This is a genomic window from Gelidibacter salicanalis (genome assembly GCF_007997285.1).
GTDB lineage: Bacteria > Bacteroidota > Bacteroidia > Flavobacteriales > Flavobacteriaceae > Gelidibacter > Gelidibacter salicanalis.
On record NZ_VORX01000005.1, the window covers coordinates 116,600 to 137,111 of the forward strand.

Sequence of the window (20,512 nt, forward strand, 5' to 3'; positions counted from 1 at the left end):
ATTAGTGAACTAAATAGTTGATGAGGGCCGATTGTACATAATATATGTTGATCGCTTCAATTTGATTCATTTGAAATTTTAATTGCAATTCCTGAATGTCTAAAACATCATTAAAATCGATAGTGCCTGTTTCGTAATTCTTGATGAGGATGCCTTCTGCATCTTCAGCCTGCTTTAAGTTTTTTTGCTGACTGTTGAATTTTATACGAGATTGATTACGCTGCGAAATGGCCTTGGATAAATCGGCCGTCAACATGTTTAAACGCTCATCTTTTTGCGATTGTATTTCTTGCTGTTGAAGCGCATTCTGTCGCGTTCTGGATTTATAGGTGTTATTAAAAATTGGGATGGATAACGACACCATTGGCATAACCATATCTTGGTAAGAACTCATGCTCATCGGGCTCTTTTCCTGATTGATATATTCTACACCAAGTCCGATCATTGGAACACTTTCCTTTTGGTTCATCAATTCTGACTGTTCAACAGATTGGTACAGTTTATCATATTTGAGTAATTCAGGGTTAACCGCCAAACTATCATAACTAAAAATGCTATCGTTTTCTGGAATTTCCAATGCTTCTGACACCTCAACTGTTGCATCATAAGACTTATTCAATACGCTGTTCATTGCAGCCTGTATGCCTTTGTTCTGCTGATCTAAAACGTCAATTTCCTGTTGTAATTCGTTTTGTCTAATTTGTAATTTCAATACATCAACGGCAGATGCTTTATTGACTTCCAAAGAGGTCAAGGCAAGTCGCTCATACGTTTCTAATAGCGCAATGTTTTTCTGAAGCACGGCTTGTTTTGCTCTAATTTCATAAAGCGTATAGTACAGTTGGGAAACTGAAAGTGCCAATTTCCGTTTCGCGATGGTGACCTCCACATATTGTGCATCTGCCATTGCTGTTGCATAATTTTCTCTTGAGGTAATGGTGCCAAACCAAGGCAACATTTGCATCACAGAAACTCTAAAACGTTCCATGGGCATCTCTACTTCTGGCGCTATGGCCATCACACCAAAATTTAACTCGGTGTTAGGTAAACTATTGACTTCCTTGATTTTTTCAGTAGCAATTTTGTATTGCAAATCCACTTTTTGAATTTCAGGGTTATTGGCAATTGCTTCTTCAATGTACGATTGCAAATCTTGGCCATGACTGTTGAATGACGAAAGGCCAAATGCAAAGCAGATAAAGAGGACGATATAACTATTCTTGTTGCTCATTATTCAGTAATTAGTGTTTTTGATTCCCTTTTAAGTTGTCTTTTTGCTTCACGTTCTTTTTTCCAACTGTAGAGTACAGGAACCAAGAAGTAAGACGTCGTGTCTATCAACATCCCGCCAAAAATAGGAATGGCCATCGGGATCATGATATCGCTTCCTTTTCCTGTTGAGGTTAATACCGGTAATAAAGCCAGTACCGTGGTCACTGTGGTCATTAAACACGGACGAATTCTATTACCTGCCGCTTCTAAAGTGGCACGTCTAATGCCTTTTTTATCGGTTGGTTGCTCTCTTTCAAACGTTTGGGTGAGATACGTGGCCATGACCACACCATCATCGGTAGCAATACCAAATAGCGCAATAAATCCGACCCACACGGCGACACTCAGGTTGATGGTTTTCATATTGAATAGATCGCGCATGTTTTCTCCAAAAATGCTGAAATTGAAGAACCAATCCTGACCATACAACCAGATCATAATAAATCCGCCAGCAAAAGCTACCGTAATTCCGGTAAACACCATTAGCGACGTAGTCACTGAGCGGAATTGGAAATAGAGAATTACAAAAATAATTAATAACGCTAAGGGGACGACCACGGATAATGTCTTTTCGGCGCGAAGTTGGTTTTCATAAGTTCCCGTAAATCGGTAAGTGATACCATGCGGCACTACCAAGTCGCCATTATCAATGTGTTTTTGAATGAGGGCTTGTGCATTTTCTACCACATCAACTTCTGCAAATCCGTCCAATTTGTCAAATAGTACGTACCCGATTAAGAACGTGTCTTCACTTTTAATCACCATAGGACCTTTTTCATATCTGATATCTACCAACTCGCCTAATGGTACTGGGCTTCCTTTTTCAACAGGAACATGGATGTTTTTAATGTCCTCCGGATTAGAACGCAATTCACGAGGATAACGCACACGTACGCCGTAGCGCTCACGACCTTCTACCGTTTGTGTAAGCGGCATGCCGCCCACCGCAATCTGTAGTATTTCCTGAACCTCCATAATGGTGATGCCATAACGTGCCAATTGCTCCCTTTTGATATCGATAAGCAAATACGGTTTTCCAACAATACGGTCAGCAAAGACAGCTTGTTCCTTAACGCCTTCGGCTTGTTTCAAAATGCTTTCCAATTCTAGTCCAAAGGCTTCAATTTGTTCTAAATTCTGACCTTTTACTTTGATGCCCATTGGTGCACGCATTCCCGTTTGTAACATCACCAATCGGGTTTCAATCGGCTGTAACTTCGGCGCCGAGGTCACACCAGGAATTTTGGTCACGTTTACAATTTCGTTCCAAATATCATTCGGACTATTGATTTCTGGTCGCCAATTTCTAAAATACTCGCCATCTTCATCCTGTATAAGATCTTTATCTGCTACCGTTATTGCTGTGGAAAGTATGCCTTTGTTACGAGCATTTTCCAGAGCTACATCACTCACATCGCTATTGGTATTGTGAAATAAGCTTTTGTTTTTCAATACATATAATCCGTCGTCATTAACTTGATAGCGCTGTCTGTCGCCATCAGCATTTCGCATGTACTCTGACTTGTAATTGATCACATTTTCGTACATGGAAAGTGGTGCAGGATCAAGTGCGGATTCTGTTCTTCCCGCCTTTCCGACCACAGTTTCAATTTCTGGGATGCTCGCCACGGCCATATCGAGCTGTTGTAAAACACGCTTATTTTCTTCCACACCAGCGTGAGGTAGGGAGGTAGGCATTAATAAAAACGACCCTTCATTAAGTGCTGGCATAAATTCCTTTCCGGTATTGCGCATAATCACGACACCTAAAACCAAAACTGTTGTTGGAATAATTAAAAACAATAAACGATTTTGAAGTGCCCAGCTTAAAATGGCGTGGTAATATCTCTGGAAAAGAGAGAACACACCAAGCAATCCGAAGCAAATAATACTAACGAAAATCAAGTTCATGATGATGCTGCGATCAAATCCGAGTGGTCGCCAATATTCTGCTAGTAAAACGACAATTGTGATTACGGAGATGATGATTTTAATCAGATTGGCACGTTTGTCAGTAACGACATGGCGTGTATTTAAAATCCCTACTGTTCCAAAGCCTATCAAAATGATGCCTAGCCAGAAACCATATACCATAGCAGCTATCCCGAGTATGATAAGAATGCTATTCATAATGTATTTGGAGCGCTCCATGATGTTGCTCTTTCTGAATAAAAATGCTGCAAATGGCGGAATTAAAAACAGAGCCACAACTAAGGACGCGGATATCGCCATCGTTTTGGTAAATGCTAACGGGCGGAACAACTTACCTTCAGCACCGATCATTGTAAACACAGGAACAAAACTGATAATTGTGGTTAAAACCGCAGTTAATATAGCTCCAGAAACTTCAGTGGTGGCATTGTAAATGATTTCGTTGGTGGTGTATTCGGTACCATCTTCGCGGAGGCGTAATTTTTCACTTTCCATGTGCCGGATCATGTTTTCGGCGAGAATCACCCCAACATCTACCATAGTTCCAATGGCAATCGCAATACCTGAAAGGGCTACAATGTTGGCATCCACGTTAAACAGTTTCATCGTAATGAATACCATCAAAACGGCCACGGGTAATAATCCCGAAATAAGAATCGAAGCCCGTAAGTTGAAGACCATAACGATAATCACCAAAATGGTGATCAGGATTTCGAGAATAAGTGCTTCGTTAAGCGTGTATAGGGTTTCCTGAATCAGTTCAGAACGATCGTAGAATGGAACAATAGTTATTTGTGAAGTGCGTCCATCCGATAACGTTTTACTAGGTAGTCCGGAAGATAATTCCGCAATCTGATCTTTTACATTATTAATGACTTCCAATGGATTCGCACCGTAACGCGCAACCACAACGCCACCTACAACTTCAGCGCCTTCTTTGTCTAGAATGCCGCGTCTGGCTTGTGGCCCGAGGTTGACATTGGCAATGTCCTTGATTCTGATAGAGGTGAAATTCTCGGAAGTTACCACCGCATTTTCAATATCTGCCACAGATTTTACGTAACCCAGACCACGCACTAGATATTCTGCTTGATTAATTTCCAAGGTCTGCGCTCCAATATCTTGATTGCTTTCCTTGACCGCTTTTACGATAGCGCTCAAGCCGATATTATACTGACGCATCTTTTCAGGATCCACATCAATTTGATATTCCTGAACATACCCACCAATAGAAGCTACTTCAGAAACTCCACTTGCAGAAGATAAACCGTATTTCACGTAGTAATCTTGAATACTGCGCAGCTCATGAAGATCCCAACCGCCGGTAACGTAGCCCTCTTTATCACGACCTTCTAAAGTATACCAAAATACCTGACCTAAGCCTGTTGCATCCGGTCCTAACGCAGGATTCACATCATCAGGTAAAAGATTGGCAGAGAGCGAATTTAACTTTTCAAGGATTCGGCTGCGGGACCAATAAAATTCAACATCTTCTTCAAAAATGATATAAATGCTCGAAAAACCGAACATTGAAGAACTACGAATGGTTTTTACGCCTGAAATTCCTAACAACGAGGTTGTCAAAGGGTAGGTAATTTGGTCTTCAATATCTTGTGGAGATCGCCCGTCCCATTTTGTAAAGACAATTTGTTGGTTTTCTCCAATATCGGGAATGGCATCAACGGAAACTGGGTCAGATGGTAAGAAACCAGTATTTATATCGAAAGGCGCGTTTACTAATCCCCAACCAACGAATAACGTTAAAAGGAGTACAGCGACTAATTTATTTTCTATAAGAAATTTGATGCTTTTATTGAGCATGGGTGGTATGTATTAGACAGTTAAACAAAGCGTTTGGGTTAAGCTCTATAGATATAGAACTAACAAAACGTGCCCAAAACGTAATAACGTCGGGCTTGTTCTCCTGATGATTATCAGGACTGACTAATAAATCAAATTAAATAGGTCTGGTGCAGCACTTGCACATCCCGTTCAATAAAAGGGGGCGCATAATCTACAAAAGGAATACTGTTAGATTCAGTTCCTTCAAACAGATTAATATAAGAATAAGTAAATGACGCAACAAAAAGGTATTGCTCGAGGGTTAAGGTGTCGAAAGATACTTTGAGATCATCTTGACCTTCCTTAACAATTTGTTTGTCTGTACAGCATGATTTTACAGCAAGATCTGGATTTTCACAACTTGTACTTACTGGTGCTTTTTCCATGCCACAAGTTTCGACTTGCTGCATAAATGAAAAATCGACCAAGGTGTCTCCACAATAATGCACATCAACAGCAAATGACGACGTCGTCATGAGGACGACAGATGCCATAAAAAAAGCCATTGATTTATGTAAAAATTGTTTCATACGTTGCAAAATTACTGAATTTTTGAACACACTCGTGATTTTTTAACGAATTGTTAAAGTTTTACAAATGAATAGGTGGCAGATTTTAATTTGTAAACATGTTTCGTGTTAGATAATTGTAATGGTTTATTACCAACTTAAGGAATTTTAAATATGCTCTAACTTTAACCATTGTTGACAGTTGAAATCAGGATGTTAAATAATCTATAAACTCATCCTGAATGGAGGATAGCGCCTGTTTTCTTTCGTTCTAATTAGTATATTCGCATTCCTATCATTAAATTTTTAATTATGAAGTATTTAAAAAATAGCATGTTCCTCATGTTATTCGCTTTTTCCTTGTCTGTAGTTGCTCAAGAAGCAGTGACTAATAATCAGCATTTATTTGACAATGTGTCTTATCGTCAAGGCAGTACCTATCGTACGGCATCAGGCAAACCTGGTCCGGAATATTGGCAAAATTCAGCCGATTATAATTTGGAAGTGGCCTTAGACGATAAAAATCATACCGTTTCAGGTACTGTTACCATTGATTATACCAATAACAGCCCAGAAACCTTAGAGTTTATTTGGTTGTATTTGGAGCAAAACCGCTTTACAGAAACTTCTCGAGGCACCTTAACGACTTCGGTTTTAGGAAGCCGTTATGCTGGTGATGTTGAAGGCGGATTTGAATTGAACAATGTAACCGCAAAAACAGAATCAGGAGTTTCTTCAAAATATTTGGTGACCGATACCCGCATGCAACTTTTTCTTGACAAACCGTTGGCTGCTAATGGCGGCAAAGTGACCATAGGTATGGATTTTAAATTTAAAGTTCCTGTAGAAGGCATGGACCGTATGGGCCGATTAGAAACTGAAGCTGGAACCATTTATGCATTGGCACAATGGTATCCACGTGTAGCTGTTTTTGATGATGTTACGGGCTGGAATACAGAACCATATTTAGGAGCAGGTGAGTTTTATTGCGAATATGGAACTTTTAATGTGAAAATTACGGCTCCGGCAAATCATACGGTAGTGTGCTCAGGGATTTTACAAAATCCGAAAGAGGTGCTTACAAAAACTCAACAAGATCGTTTTGCAAAAGCTGAGAAAAGTGATGAAACCGTATATATTATCAAGCCTGATGAGGTAGGCAAACCTGCGTCGCAAGCAAAACCAAACGGCACGCTGACCTGGCATTATAAAATGGAAAACACACGTGATGTGGCATGGGCGTCATCAAAAGCATTCATTTGGGATGCAGCACGTATGAATCTTGGTAACGGCAAAACAGGGATGGCGCAATCTGTATATCCTAAAGAAAGTGCAGGTAAAGCAGCTTGGACGCGCTCAACAGAATTTACAAAAGCGTCGGTAGAATTTTATTCAACAACTTACTTTCCTTATCCATATTACAATGCCATTAACGTAGCGGCAAGTGTGGGTGGAATGGAATATCCTGGAGTTAGTTTTTGTCATTATCAAAGTGTCGGCTCAGATTTATGGGGCGTTACAGATCATGAGTTTGGACACAATTGGTTCCCGATGATTGTGGGAAGTAACGAGCGTCTTTACCCTTGGATGGATGAAGGTTTTAACACCTTTATCAACCATTACAGCACCGCAGCATTCAACAAAGGCGAATTTTCTACGTCAATAGATAAGCCACGTAATTTGGTGAATTATTTAACTTTCGAAAAACGTGAAGGAATTGATACCGCTCCAGATGTTGCCAATGCTAGAAACTTGGCTTATACTGCTTATTACAAACCGGCATCGGGCTTGTTTATGCTTCGCGAATATATTCTAGGACCTGAGCGTTTTGACAATGCTTTTAAGAGCTATATCCAACATTGGGCCTATAAACACCCACAGCCTAATGATTTCTTTAACCATATGGAAAATGTAGCCGGAGAGAACTTGTCCTATTTCTGGAAAGGATGGTTTTATGGGAATGGCAATATTGATATGGGCATTGCTTCCGTGAAGGAATATCAAGGCAACTACTTGATTACCGTTGAAAATCATGGAGAAATCCCGATGCCTGTTGAGATGCAAGTGGTTTATACAGATAATACTACCGAAAACGTGAGACTACCTGTTGAAATCTGGCAGCGTGGAAATACTTGGAGTCATCTATTGAAAACGACTAAACAAGTTCAACGCGTCGTTCTAGATCCAAACAAAATGGTGGCAGATGTCAATATGTTAAATGACACTTGGAATAAATTGTAAGGTTTAATTCTTAAATCATTTGTTGTCCGATAAAGAATTAAGACCCTGCCTCGCCGGCAGGCAGGCGCTGCGCTTCTAGAATTAAGAATAAAGATATGCTTGCATCTAACTGACAAACAACGATAATTTAAATTGCAATCACCCAATCAATTTGGTAAGAAATATTTTCTAAAAAGCAAAGTCAGATTCAGAAAGTGTTAAAATGTCTTTTTCTTTAAATGGGTTTGTTACATTATCATTTGTTTTTACTGGACACTAAATGATTATTAATAATAAAATGTCTCTATGATCTTTTGAACGTAGAGGTGTTTTTTTGTTTTTAAATTTTTAGGTGATTGAAGTATCCATGTGAAACTTGTAATTTCATTTTTTAAAACCTGCAATTTAGGGATGCAACTGAGATTTAATTCTAAATAACTTTTGCCATGTTCAATAAACAGAATATCTTTATAAGTTAAGTCAATGTTAGCTGGCTTTATGACCTCCTTGTGTTGTAAGAAATTATAAAAAATTTTTAGGAATGTTAGGTGAAAACAAGGATATAATTCCCAATTTTATTGGCTGTTGATTTGGTATGGAATCGTGAATTGATTCTTTGCTTTACCATAGCATGTGAATCTATAATGGATTTTAATATTAATGACAAGTGTTTCTTAATCAGTTCTCAGCAAGTCTATGTTCTTTGTTCTATAAGCGCAGCGGTCTTAGATCTGATAAAAAATCATAAATGAAAACTAATACCTATACGATGAGTAATTCAAACAACAGAAGAAATTTTTTAAAACTAACTGGATTAGCAGGACTTGGTGTCGCAACCGGCGGATTTGTAAGTTGCAGTTCTACTTCAGGAATTATAGCGCCACCAAATATGGGGACTTCTCGTTTTAACATGTCAGGCTACGCAGCGCCGAAAATTGAAACCGTAAAGATTGGCTTCATCGGATTGGGAATGCGAGGTCCATCGGCGGTTAAAAGAATGAGTTATATAGACGGTGTTGAAATAAAGGCTTTGTGTGATTCTAGAACTAAACAAGCGGAAAGTTCCAAAAAACTATTGGACGGTACAAAGCATAACCCAAAAGTGTATAGTGGCAGTGAAGACGCTTGGAAGCAAATGATAGACACTGAAGATCTTGACTTGATTTATATTGCTACGCCGTGGGATTTGCACGTGCCGATGGCTGTATATGGGATGAATGCAGGGCGCCATGTAGCGGTTGAGGTGCCCGCAGCAAAAACAATTGATGAATGCTGGGAATTGGTAGAAACTTCGGAACGTACCAAGATGCACTGTATGATGCTTGAAAATTGTTGTTATGACTTTTTCGAATTATTAACGCTTAATATGGCGCGCCAAGGCTATTTTGGCGACATTGTACATGGTGAAGGTGCCTATATCCATGATTTGGTGGATTTAAATTTTGATAAAAACGCTTACGAAAATATGTGGCGTTTAAAAGAAAACATTGGTCGTGACGGGAATCTGTATGCCACGCACGGATTAGGGCCTATCTGTCAGATTATGAATGTGAACAGAGGGGATCAAATGGATTATCTGTCTTCACTTTCTAGTGCAGATTTTTCGATGCATAAACGAGCAACCAAATTGGCTGGGGAAGATCCGTTTTTCAACGAATTTAAAAACAAAAAATTTAGAGGCAATATGAACACGACCATGATTAAAACTAAGAATGGTAGAAGTATGATGATCCAGCATGACGTGAGTTCGCCAAGACCTTATTCACGAATTCATATGGTAAGTGGTTCTGAAGGTTTTGCGCAAAAATATCCAGAACCAGGAAAAATTTCAAAAGGACACTCGTGGTTAAACGAGCAAGACTATAGAGCTGTAGAAGAAAAGTATACCCCAGAAATTGTGAAAAAAGTAGGCGATCTCGCTAAACGTGTTGGAGGCCATGGCGGCATGGACTTTATTATGGACTGGCGATTAATTGACTGTTTGCGCAACGGACTGCCGTTAGATCAAGACGTGTACGACGCGGCGCTTTGGAGTGCAGTAACACCTTTAAGCGAACAATCTGTGGCCAACCGTTCTAATTCTATAGATGTGCCTGACTTTACACGCGGGCATTGGAAAACGAATGCGCCTGTAGATATCAGTTTAACGGGTGGAGGGACAACTAATGTTCTTCTAGCGGACTAGGTTTTAATAAGCTTACACTTGATATAAAGCATCCTTCTCCATAATACTATTGGGGAGGGATGCTTTATTTATCTACTGAAATAAATAGTCTTCTAAAAAGCTGAAGTTCTTATTCTTCTGTTTTATGACTATCAATGGCGCTACTGCTAATATTAAGATCACCTTCCAACACCTTTTCCTGCATGGCCATTTCTTCGCGGGCTTGAAAGATGTATTCTTTTCTATTGGATGAGGTCTTGGCCAGGCGTTCAAAACTTTCCATATCCAATTTAATAAACTTTTGCGCTTGCTCTTCAGTGGCTTTTTTGTCGAAACCCATATTGTAAAGCAAATCACTGGCCAGTTTAACGGATGTTTCAAAAGATTCTCTATAAATATGCTTTACGCCCATATTATAAAATTCATAGGCGTCAAATCGGTTTTTTGCCCTGACCATCAATTGTAAATTAGGGTATTTGGTTTTCAATTTTTTCATTAAACTCATACTGACATCCGGATCATCTATGGCCGAGATCAAAAAATCAGCATCGGCTATGCCCGCAGATTCCAACAAATCAATCCTGGAAACATCACCGTAAAACACGTCAAAGCCCATTTCCCTAAGGTAATCCACCCGATTAGAATTAGAATCGATTACCGTAGACTCAATGCCGTGGGCACGTAAAAATCGGCCAATGGTGCTGCCAAAATGCCCAAAACCTAGAAGAATGATCTTATGGTGTTTTTCAATGTGGTCCATGGATTTATCAATTTCCTTAGTTCCAATCCGTGGTAAAACCAAGCGTTCATTCATGATCCATAAAATAGGAGTGAGGGTCATGGTCAGTGCTGTAACAACTAAGAGAATATCGTGTTCTTCTTGCGAAAAGATATTCAACTGAAATGCAAAAGATAAAAGGACAAAAGCAAATTCACCAATTTGTGCCAGACCAACAACGAGTAACAAACGTTGGTCTATTTTTAATTTGAAAATCCAACCCACCATAAAAAGGACTAGGGCTTTAACGACAATCACCCCAAAAACCAGACCCGCAATTAAAAAAGGCTGCTCTGCGATGACTAAGAAATTGATAGAGGCGCCCACGGCCATAAAGAACAAGCCTAACAATAGTCCTTTAAAAGGATCCAGTGAACTTTCAAGTTCATGCTTAAATTCACTCGTTGCCAAAACCACACCGCCTAAGAAAGCTCCTAAGGCCGGACTCAAGCCAGCTAATTCCATTAAAAAGGATATGGAAAACACGATTAGCAGGGCGGACGCCACTAATAGTTCCCTCACGCCAGTTCGAGACACCAATCGCAGCATGGGTACAATTAGGTAACGACCCGAGACGATAATGAGAACAATTGGAACAAAAATAGCCAAGGCATGGAGTGCGATGGGAAGACTATCCAAAAGATTTGCGGAAGATGCCGCCACGCCTTCTTCAGTTTTTGTTGCTTCAGGGACTACGGAAAGTAATGGAAGCGCAGCAATCATGAAAATGACAATAATATCTTGGAATAATAAGATGGAAAAGGAGGACGCGCCGTAAGTGGTTTTCATCAAACCTTTTTCCTTATTGGTCTGGAGGGTGATGGCGGTTGAAGATAAAGACACGGCCATCGCTGCGGTCAACGCCATTTTCCATTCCAATCCTATAAAGTAACAGATGATAAAAGTGAGTGCCATGGTCGCAAACACCTGAAGCGCACCAAGGCCTAAAATGGACTTGCGCATTTTCCAAAAACTTTTAGGATCGATTTCGAGTCCAATTAAAAACAGCATCATAACCACTCCAAAATCTGCAAAGGCCAAAATGTCCTCACCTTCGTGTCTCATAAATCCCAGGATAAATGGCCCAATAACCATCCCAGCCAATAAGTAGCCAATAACGGAGCTCAACCCTATTTTTTTGGCAATGGAAACACATATCACACCACCGGCAAGAAAAACAATAGCTTCTAAAAGAATATTTCCACTCATCTGAAATTTTTTGTAAAATTAAACTTTTAAAAAAGATAGGGAACGAACGCTCTGCTTTTTGACTAAAATCTCCTAATTGAATTTTTTTAGAGACCCTAATTTGATAGCAAGTAGTGGACGTTGAACGTGCTAAAATTCCCTTTTCCCGATGCATAATTGTCATTTTCATCGAAAAAAGAATGCATTTTAACGGAAATAGGGACGAAATTTCGTGCATTTCGTCGAAAAAACTGACAATTTTTTTTTTGATAATTATCTTAACGTCTTCACATATAGATTGTTAGTTCTAAAAATTATTATGAAACTGGCGTTCTTTATGTTTTATTTAACATAAAGCTTGTATAGATATAAAATTCAGTATATTTTTGATACGTAATCTTTGAAGATGATCCTATTGGATTTTGACTTGGGGTTTACTCAAATTTAGTGCATTCAATAAAAATTATAATAAGAACATTTCTCACTATGAAAAAACTATTACTACTACTTACTTTTCTAACAGGTAACTTTATTTTCGCGCAAGTCGGTATTGGTACGGATGTACCCAATGCTTCCTCACAATTAGAAATTAAATCTTCTAACAGAGGGGTTTTGATACCACAAATAGCATTAAAAGGGACTACAGATCAAGAGACTATTACAGCAGGTAACGTCGAAAGTTTACTGTTGTATAACACGACTAGCACTAACGGAATGACTCCAGGTTATTATTATTGGAGTCAAGACAGCTGGAAAAAATTATCAACTGGTATTGATGTGCCAGATAACATTGTGTATTATGATGTTGTAAATAATCAATTTACACGTATTGATCAAGATGGAGATGTTATCATCATTGGAGATCCAAATCTTCAAACACTGACATTCTTACGTCTTAATGCCGACGGGTTTACTTTAGAGTATTCTGATGAAGATGAAAATCTATCAAAAATAGATTTAAAAGCTGTTGTTCAGAATTTCCAAAGTATCACGTCGCTTGTCGCTAATACCGATGGGACTGTTACATTTACTAATGAGAATAAGGAGACGGTAACTATCGATTTACCTAAAGGTTTACAAGGACCCCAAGGTATTCCAGGCGTTGCAGGTCCAAAAGGAGATAAAGGTGACCAAGGTGTTGCAGGTCCAGTAGGTCCATTAGGTCCAATTGGAGCTACGGGAACTTCAGGTCCAAAAGGAGATAAAGGTGACCAAGGTGTTGCAGGTCCAGTAGGTCCTGTAGGTCCTCAGGGTATTCAAGGTCCAGTAGGTCCTAAAGGAGCTGACGGTGCTAGTACTGGTATTGCCGGTCCTAAAGGTGACAAGGGAGATCCAGGTGTTGCAGGTCCAGCAGGTGCTACAGGTCCAGCTGGAGTCCAAGGTCCTGTCGGTCCAATGGGTCCTGTAGGTCCTAAAGGCGCAGATGGCTCTAGCACTGGAATTGCCGGTCCTAAAGGAGACAAGGGAGATCCAGGTGTTGCAGGCCCAGCAGGTCCTTCTGGTATTCAAGGTCCAAAAGGAGATATAGGTGCTATAGGTCCAGAAGGTCCATCTGGTATTCAAGGTCCAAAAGGAGATATAGGGGCTTTAGGTCCAGTAGGTCCATCTGGTATTCAAGGGCCAACAGGAGAACAAGGTTTAGAAGGAGTTCCAGGTGTTGCGGGTGCAGTAGGTCCAGCCGGTCCAGCGGGTCCAAAAGGTGATACCGGTTTAACCGGTCCTGAAGGTATTGAAGGTCGTCAGGGTCCACAAGGTGCGACAGGTCCAATTGGTCCAACAGGTCCGGATGGAGCAAGAGGTGAAAAAGGTGAACGTGGTTTAAAAGGTGATGAAGGTGCTAAAGGTGATACAGGTTTAACAGGTCCAGCTGGTGCAGTTGGTCAACCAGGTAAACAAGGTCCAATAGGTTCAGTGGGACCTCAAGGTCCAAAAGGTGATCAAGGTGTACCAGGTCCAATAGGTCCAGTGGGACCTCAGGGTGTAAAAGGTGATCAAGGTGTACCAGGTCCAATAGGTCCCGTGGGACCTCAAGGTGTAAAAGGTGATACAGGCGTTGCAGGTCCACAAGGTCCAGTAGGTCCAGCAGGTCCTAAAGGAGATAAAGGTGACAAGGGAGATACAGGGTTTTCTGCTCCAGCATATTTATATTTGCCACCAGTTACTGTGTATACTGATCAAAGCCAGGTGCCATCAGGGCAAACGCTTGGTTCTGTAGATGTTTACGCTATCTACCAAAAGCAAGGTGCTCCAATGGTTAAAAATCCGGGTTCTACTACTACAATTCCTGTAGTTCCGAGCAACCAATTAGATTATTTCATTACATGGTATGATACAGCTAAATTTTCAAACGTTAGTATTAGCAATAGTGGTATTTTAACCTATACTGTTATTGGTAATGGAGGTAATCTATCGTCTTATATGACTGTAGTCGTTGCTAAAAAATAGTATTTATTTACTGGGAATTTGACGCTTGCGTCGTCAACATGATACAAGCGTCATATTTCCAAATTACCTAACGAAGCGAGGGTTCTTAAAAACCTTAGAGCAAATTCTTATGAAGTTTTAAATGGGAAAGTTTTAATGGATTTCCATTCAGAGGTTACAAGTAAACACCATGCTAATAAAAATATTATAGCTTAATGAAAAAATCTTTACTCCAATTAAGTGCCTTTTTACTGTTTACCGGGGGTATGATGGCACAGACCACCAATGCAGGGATGCTTTACGTAAGTGAAGGCACCCAATTATCTACATTGGAACGTTTTAATAACCTCACATCCGGTACATTTTATAATGACGGAGATGTATTGATCTATAGCCACTTTCAAAATGATGGTACTGTAGATTTTTACAAAAATTCGGGTCTTACCCGTTTTATCGGAACTGCCAGTCAAGAAATCAGTGGATCTAAAACCAGTTTTCTTTACAATGCATTTTTTGACAACAGAAGTAACCGTGTTCCTTTTAATATTTCCGGTAATTTAGATATTAGTGGACAAGCCAATTTATTTTCTGGAATCCTCGACAATGATAATTTTGGAGGAGAAATCACTTTCAATACCAACGGTACGCATATCAATACTTCTAACGACAGCCACGTAGATGGTGCCGTTAATAAAGTAGGCAATACAGCTTTCACATTTCCTATTGGAGATGGCGGATTTTATCGGTTAAGCGGTATTTCAGCACCGGCAAATGCTTCGGCTATTTTTGAAAGTAAGTACTATTTTGAAAACAGCAATAACCTATTTTCCCACGATTTAAAAGCTGGGGTGATCTTAGAAATTGATAACCAAGAATATTGGACCATCACTAAGCAATCTGCAGCTGATGAGGATATGATGATTACCCTGTCATGGAATGCGGCTACTACGCCCCAATCGCTTTTGGATGCTGCAGCTGAAAAAGCACTTACAATTGTGCGTTGGGATGAAGCAAACAACATGTGGGTAGATGAAGGAGGCGCTATAGATCTTAACAACAATACGGTAACTACTGCTGTAAATGGCTTTGGTGTAGTAACATTAGGCCGTGTGGAATCTGACTTAATATTGCCATGTGGTCTTGTGATCTATAATTCTGTCACTCCTAATGGTGATGGTCTTAACGACTTCTTCTTAATTGATCAATCCAATAATGATAACTGTGCTAAGAATATTAAAGTGCAAGTTTTCAATAGATGGGGGGTTAAGGTTTTTGAAACCAATGATTATGGTATGAATGGAAATGTCTTCAGTGGTTATTCTTCAGGACGTTTAACGCTAAAGGATTCTGAATATTTACCATCTGGAACTTACTTCTATATTATTGAATATCAATATGGACCTGATGCAGAGAATAATTTTCACAAACAAGCTGGATATTTATATTTAAGTGCCAACTAAAATGAATCGACTTCTAATGACTTATAAAACTACAAATTTATTATTACTTGCACTCTTTGTGAGTTTGTTCTTTAGTGGCTTTACCACCCAAGCGCAGCAAGACTCGCAATACACGCAATACATGTACAATACGGTATCTGTTAACCCCGCTTATGCTGGCTCGAGAGGCTCGCTTAGTATGATGGGTATTTACAGAAACCAATGGGCTGGTTTAGACGGTGCTCCAGAAACGCTTAATTTTACACTGCATTCTCCTATTGGGGTTAGAGGTGTCGGATTGGGACTCGGGTTTGTCAGTGACAAAATCGGACCTTCTGATGAAAGCATGGTAACTGCCGATTTTTCGTACACGCTTAATTTGGCGCAAGATGTCAAACTTTCTTTTGGTTTAAAAGGTGGTGTATCCATCTGGAATCTCAATCCTGACAAGTTGAATATCTTTAATCCTAACGATTATAATCTGCGTCGGGAAAACAACACGTCTCCTGTAATAGGCACTGGAATGTATCTGTATACTCAAAAATGGTACGTAGGTCTTTCTTCTCCTAATATTTTACAAACGGAGCATTATGATGACGTTCAAGTATCTACTGCAACTGAAAAGACCCATATTTATTTAATGGGTGGGTACGTTTTTGATATCAATCCTAACCTAAAACTGAAACCTGCTTTTATGGCAAAAGCGGTGGTTGGTGCGCCGTTAGCTATTGATGTTTCTGCTAATGCCTTAATGTACGATACCGTAACCTTTGGGTTAGGATATAGAGTGGATGCCGCTGTGAGTGCAATGGCAGGATTCCAAATTTCAGAACAAATTATGATGGGGTATGCCTATGATTATGATACCACTGAATTTGGTAACTACAACAACGGTTCTCATGAAATATTTTTGCGCTTTGAATTGGGAACACGATTAAGAGCAAAAGTTAATCCGAGATTCTTTTAACTATCTTAAAAAAGATTTGATGAAAAATAAAATTACTACCTATAGTTTCTTTTTGCTTTTATTTTGTTTTTCCAATATTGCATTGCTCCATGGGCAAGAACGCAAGATGGAAAAAGCGGCAGAAAGTTATGAGCAATTGAATTATGTCAATGCTCAAAAAATATATTTGGATGTAGCTGCAAAAGGCTATGAGTCTGAAGAGCTTTTTACTAAGTTGGCCAACAGCTATTACTTTAATGCCCAATATGACCAAGCGGTAAAATGGTATGAGCGTTTATTTAAGTTAAACGCAACTCCAGAAGAGGATATAATTTATTTACGCTACTCTCAGTCCTTAAAAGCGACTGGACAAGTAGATAAAGCAGGTACTTATTACGATACCTACATTGTAAAAAACGGTTCTAAAATGTACTTGCGCAATTCGGCCGATTATTTAAAATTGATTGAAGCAAATTCAGGACGTTACCAAATGGAAACTCTTGAACGTCTTTATGATGAAGGTAAAATCACTTTCGGTCAGTATAAACTTGGCAATACCCTGTATTTTGCATCTACGGATGATACCAATACCTTTTATAACCGTAGAAGTGCTTGGGATGGTCTTAGCTTTTTATCCTTGTACACCATTACTTTAGATTCTTTAAATAAAGCCACCAATGGTCCTAAGAGATTAACTACTAATTTGGACAGTAAATACCATGAGTCTTCTCCAGTTATGACTGCTGACGGTAATACTATTTACTTTACCAGAAGTAATACTACAAACCGAACTGAAAAAGATGATCGCAAATTAAAAATCTATAAGGCTGTTAAAAAAGACGGAGTCTGGCAAGATGGCGAAGAGTTAGCTATTAATGATGATTATTTTTCATCGGCGCATCCCGCATTAAGCGCAGATGGGACAAAGTTATACTTCTCATCAGATCGTCCTGGAGGATTTGGAGAATCTGATCTTTATGTGTCAGATATTAATGCTGATGGTAGCTTAGGGACACCAGTAAATTTAGGTCACAGAATAAACACACGAGGAAAGGAAACTTTTCCTTTTGTATCTACAGACAACGAATTATATTTTTCTTCAGATGGCCATTTTGGTTTAGGAGGATTAGATGTCTTTTATGTAAAAATTTACGATTATGGCTATGGGAATTTAATTAACGTAGGGAAACCTGTAAATTCATATGCGGACGATTTTTCATTCGGGATTGATTTTCATTCCAAAAGAGGATTTATCAGTTCTAATCGCTCGGAGAACGTAGGAGAATTTGTTCATGATAACATTTATTCGTTTCTTGAAACCGCTCCTATTGTAGATGTTTATGCAGGACAAATTGAAGGTACCGTGACAGATAAACAGTCCGGTTTACCATTGTCAGGCGCTGAGGTTACTTTAACTGATTCTAATAATATGTTATTTAGAAAAGTTACTACGGATAGTGTTGGTCATTATTTGGCTGAAACAAATAAATTCGATTCGTATTTGGTAAGAGTGACTAAAGATACCTATGATGCTGATGAAGTCATGTCAAAACCAAATCTAGAACATCAGACAATTGATTTTCAATTACAACCTAATGAAGTTGCTCTAGAAACGGGAATAGACTTATCTAAAGTGCTGAACATCCCAATGATTTATTTCGATTTTGACAAGGCAACCATTAGACAAGATGCTAAAGTTGAATTAGAAAAAGTATTGGCAGCATTAAACCAATATCCACAATTAAATTTAGAAATCCGTGCACATACAGACAGTAGAGGAAATGATGCCTATAACCAAGCATTATCTCAACGTCGTGCTACGGCCACTTTAAAATATTTGGTAGATAATGGTGTGTCTGAAACACGTTTAAGTGCCATTGGGATGGGAGAGACCAACCCGGTTAATAAGTGTACTAACGGTGTAAGTTGTTCTAGAGATGAACATCAGAAAAACAGACGTTCTGAATTTATAATAAAAGACTAGAGAGTTTTGCTTTAGTAACAACTTTTAAATAGTATGGGAAGCCGAAGATTCATCTTCGGCTTTTTTGTGTTTTATAGGTAGTGCAAATGGGCTCGCTTGGGTTGAGGCGTATAATCCTGTATGCCTTATGTGAACTGTGTAAATGTGTGTATACGCCCCAGTGAATGTGTGTAAATACTATACAGTTTTTTTCTGTTTTGGATCCTTTTAGGGCATTAACCTACTGTTGGGACATTGGCATAAGTGTTGCTTATTAGAGGTAACATCATAATTCATTAATAAACGCATCGCAACGTAACTTGCAAAAATTCTATGACTACTGAAACACTTACATCAACAGCTTCCAAAGACTTGAAAACGTCTACTAATACTAACATAAATACAAATCTTAACTCTGTGGATCAACATAAAGAACCTCATAAAGGCTCGTTTTTTAATAGCATCGCTACCAAAAACGCCATTAACCCTTGGGGTGTAGTGGTCTTGCTCAGCACCTTTTTACTGATGATTGGCTCGGCATTTTTAGTGTTCGATCTTCAGAACGATTTCCAAGACTTTAGAGCGGAACGGATCAATTCGACTTTTGGACTTATCTTTTTAGTTGTGGCCACTGGACTTTTTATTTTTAAAGCTGGATTTTTTATCTACAACCTTTTTCTTTATTACAAATACAAAGCTGTCGCTTCAGTTTCTGATAGTGAATTGCCAACCTGTACAGTGATTGTGCCGGCTTATAACGAAGGGAAACAGGTTTGGGACACGCTGATGAGTTTAGCGGATAGTGATTACCCTGAGGGTAAACTAGAGCTTTTAGCCATTGATGATGGTAGTAAGGATGATACTTGGTACTGGATGCAAGAGGCTAAAAAGAGATTGGGCGACCGATTATCTATTTATAAGCAACCTAAAAATAAAGGGAAACGTCATGCATTATACCGTGGTTTTAACTTGGGTATGGGTGATGTGTTCGTCACTGTAGATAGTGATTCTGTAGTAAAAAGTGATACCTTAAGAAATTTAGTGAGCCCCTTCGTAACTAACGAGAATTGTGGCGCTGTCGCTGGGAATATTCGCGTGTTGAATAATGAAAAAGCGTTGTTGCCTAAAATGTTAAACGTAAGTTTCGTATTGAGTTTTGAGTTTGTACGTTCCGCTGAGAGTGCTTTAAACTCTGTATTGTGTACGCCAGGTGCTCTAGCCGCTTACCGTAGAACAGCAGTATTTGCATGTTTGGAAGATTGGATCAATCAAACCTTTATGGGGCAACCTTCAGATATTGGTGAAGATCGCGCCATGACCAACATGATCTTGAAGCAAGGTAAACATGTATTGTTCCAGAAAAACGCATACTGTTACACGAATGTTCCTGAGCAATACAAAGGATTGTACAAAATGTTTATCAGATGGGGCAGAAGTAATGTTCGTGAGAATATTCAAATGTCAAAATATGTATTTACAGACTTTAGAGAAGGTTCTAAATTAGGAACGCGATTGTTATTTATCAGCCAGTCGTCTAAAATTATTATGAGTTATCCATTTTTGGTGTTCATGTTATTTTTCATCGTGATGCATCCTATCTTGTTTATCAGCTCTACCATTTTTAGTATTTTGATTTTATCGAGTTTTCCCGTATTGTTTTACGCGAAAAACTATAAATTATCAGAATCCTTTTGGGCGTATTCATACAGTATCCTATATACATTCGGGTTGTTTTGGATAACCCCTTACGCTATTGCAACTGCAAGTAGAAGAGGATGGTTAACCAGAGAGATAACGGAGAAAAAATAAAGTCTGTTCTTAAGAATGAGTATTTA

General features: G+C 39.1%; 11 protein-coding genes. 7 read left to right on the forward strand and 4 right to left on the reverse strand.

Annotation, left to right across the window (positions count from 1 at the left end):
- Position 1 precedes the first annotated feature (1 nt).
- The 3 genes from ES711_RS11535 to ES711_RS11545 form a co-directional block, all read right to left on the reverse strand.
- Positions 2 to 1,231 carry a TolC family protein gene (locus ES711_RS11535; protein WP_146893464.1) on the reverse strand — a complete coding sequence of 410 codons (1,230 nt, stop codon included), beginning with the start codon at positions 1,229 to 1,231 and terminating at the stop codon, positions 2 to 4.
- Positions 1,231 to 5,025, reverse strand: a complete 3,795-nt coding sequence (locus tag ES711_RS11540; RefSeq protein ID WP_146893465.1) for an efflux RND transporter permease subunit — start codon at positions 5,023 to 5,025, stop codon at positions 1,231 to 1,233. The genes ES711_RS11535 and ES711_RS11540 overlap by 1 nt, the downstream gene beginning before the upstream one ends.
- 131 nt (positions 5,026 to 5,156) lie before the next feature.
- Entirely contained in the window at positions 5,157 to 5,576 is a 420-nt protein-coding gene (locus tag ES711_RS11545) for an HYC_CC_PP family protein (protein WP_146893466.1), read from the reverse strand.
- A 291-nt stretch (positions 5,577 to 5,867) separates the two neighbouring features.
- Between ES711_RS11545 and ES711_RS11550 the strand changes: the two genes are divergently transcribed.
- Both ES711_RS11550 and ES711_RS11555 read left to right on the forward strand, forming a co-directional pair.
- Complete coding sequence (locus ES711_RS11550; RefSeq protein ID WP_146893467.1) at positions 5,868 to 7,796, forward strand: M1 family metallopeptidase; 1,929 nt, start codon at positions 5,868 to 5,870, stop codon at positions 7,794 to 7,796.
- A gap of 727 nt (positions 7,797 to 8,523) precedes the next feature.
- Positions 8,524 to 9,960: a Gfo/Idh/MocA family oxidoreductase gene (locus tag ES711_RS11555; RefSeq protein ID WP_246139187.1), complete on the forward strand. Its 1,437-nt coding sequence runs from the start codon at positions 8,524 to 8,526 to the stop codon at positions 9,958 to 9,960.
- A gap of 109 nt (positions 9,961 to 10,069) precedes the next feature.
- On the opposite strand, the gene ES711_RS11560 is transcribed toward ES711_RS11555, so the two are convergent.
- Positions 10,070 to 11,926, reverse strand: coding sequence for a cation:proton antiporter domain-containing protein (locus tag ES711_RS11560; RefSeq protein ID WP_146893468.1), 1,857 nt, complete (start codon positions 11,924 to 11,926; stop codon positions 10,070 to 10,072).
- 465 nt (positions 11,927 to 12,391) lie between these two features.
- On the opposite strand from ES711_RS11560, the gene ES711_RS11565 reads away from it, so the two are divergent.
- From ES711_RS11565 to ES711_RS11585, 5 genes are all read left to right on the forward strand, one after another.
- Complete coding sequence (locus ES711_RS11565) at positions 12,392 to 14,350, forward strand: hypothetical protein (protein WP_146893469.1); 1,959 nt, start codon at positions 12,392 to 12,394, stop codon at positions 14,348 to 14,350.
- Between the two features lie 194 nt (positions 14,351 to 14,544).
- Entirely contained in the window at positions 14,545 to 15,789 is a 1,245-nt protein-coding gene (locus tag ES711_RS11570) for a gliding motility-associated C-terminal domain-containing protein (protein ID WP_146893470.1), read from the forward strand.
- A gap of 1 nt (position 15,790) precedes the next feature.
- Positions 15,791 to 16,735: a PorP/SprF family type IX secretion system membrane protein gene (locus ES711_RS11575; RefSeq protein WP_146893471.1), complete on the forward strand. Its 945-nt coding sequence runs from the start codon at positions 15,791 to 15,793 to the stop codon at positions 16,733 to 16,735.
- A gap of 19 nt (positions 16,736 to 16,754) precedes the next feature.
- The gene (locus ES711_RS11580; protein WP_146893472.1) at positions 16,755 to 18,698 is read left to right on the forward strand and encodes an OmpA family protein; all 1,944 of its coding nucleotides are present in this window, start codon (positions 16,755 to 16,757) and stop codon (positions 18,696 to 18,698) included.
- A 312-nt stretch (positions 18,699 to 19,010) separates the two neighbouring features.
- Positions 19,011 to 20,486, forward strand: a complete 1,476-nt coding sequence (locus ES711_RS11585; RefSeq protein WP_146893473.1) for a glycosyltransferase — start codon at positions 19,011 to 19,013, stop codon at positions 20,484 to 20,486.
- Positions 20,487 to 20,512 lie beyond the last annotated feature (26 nt).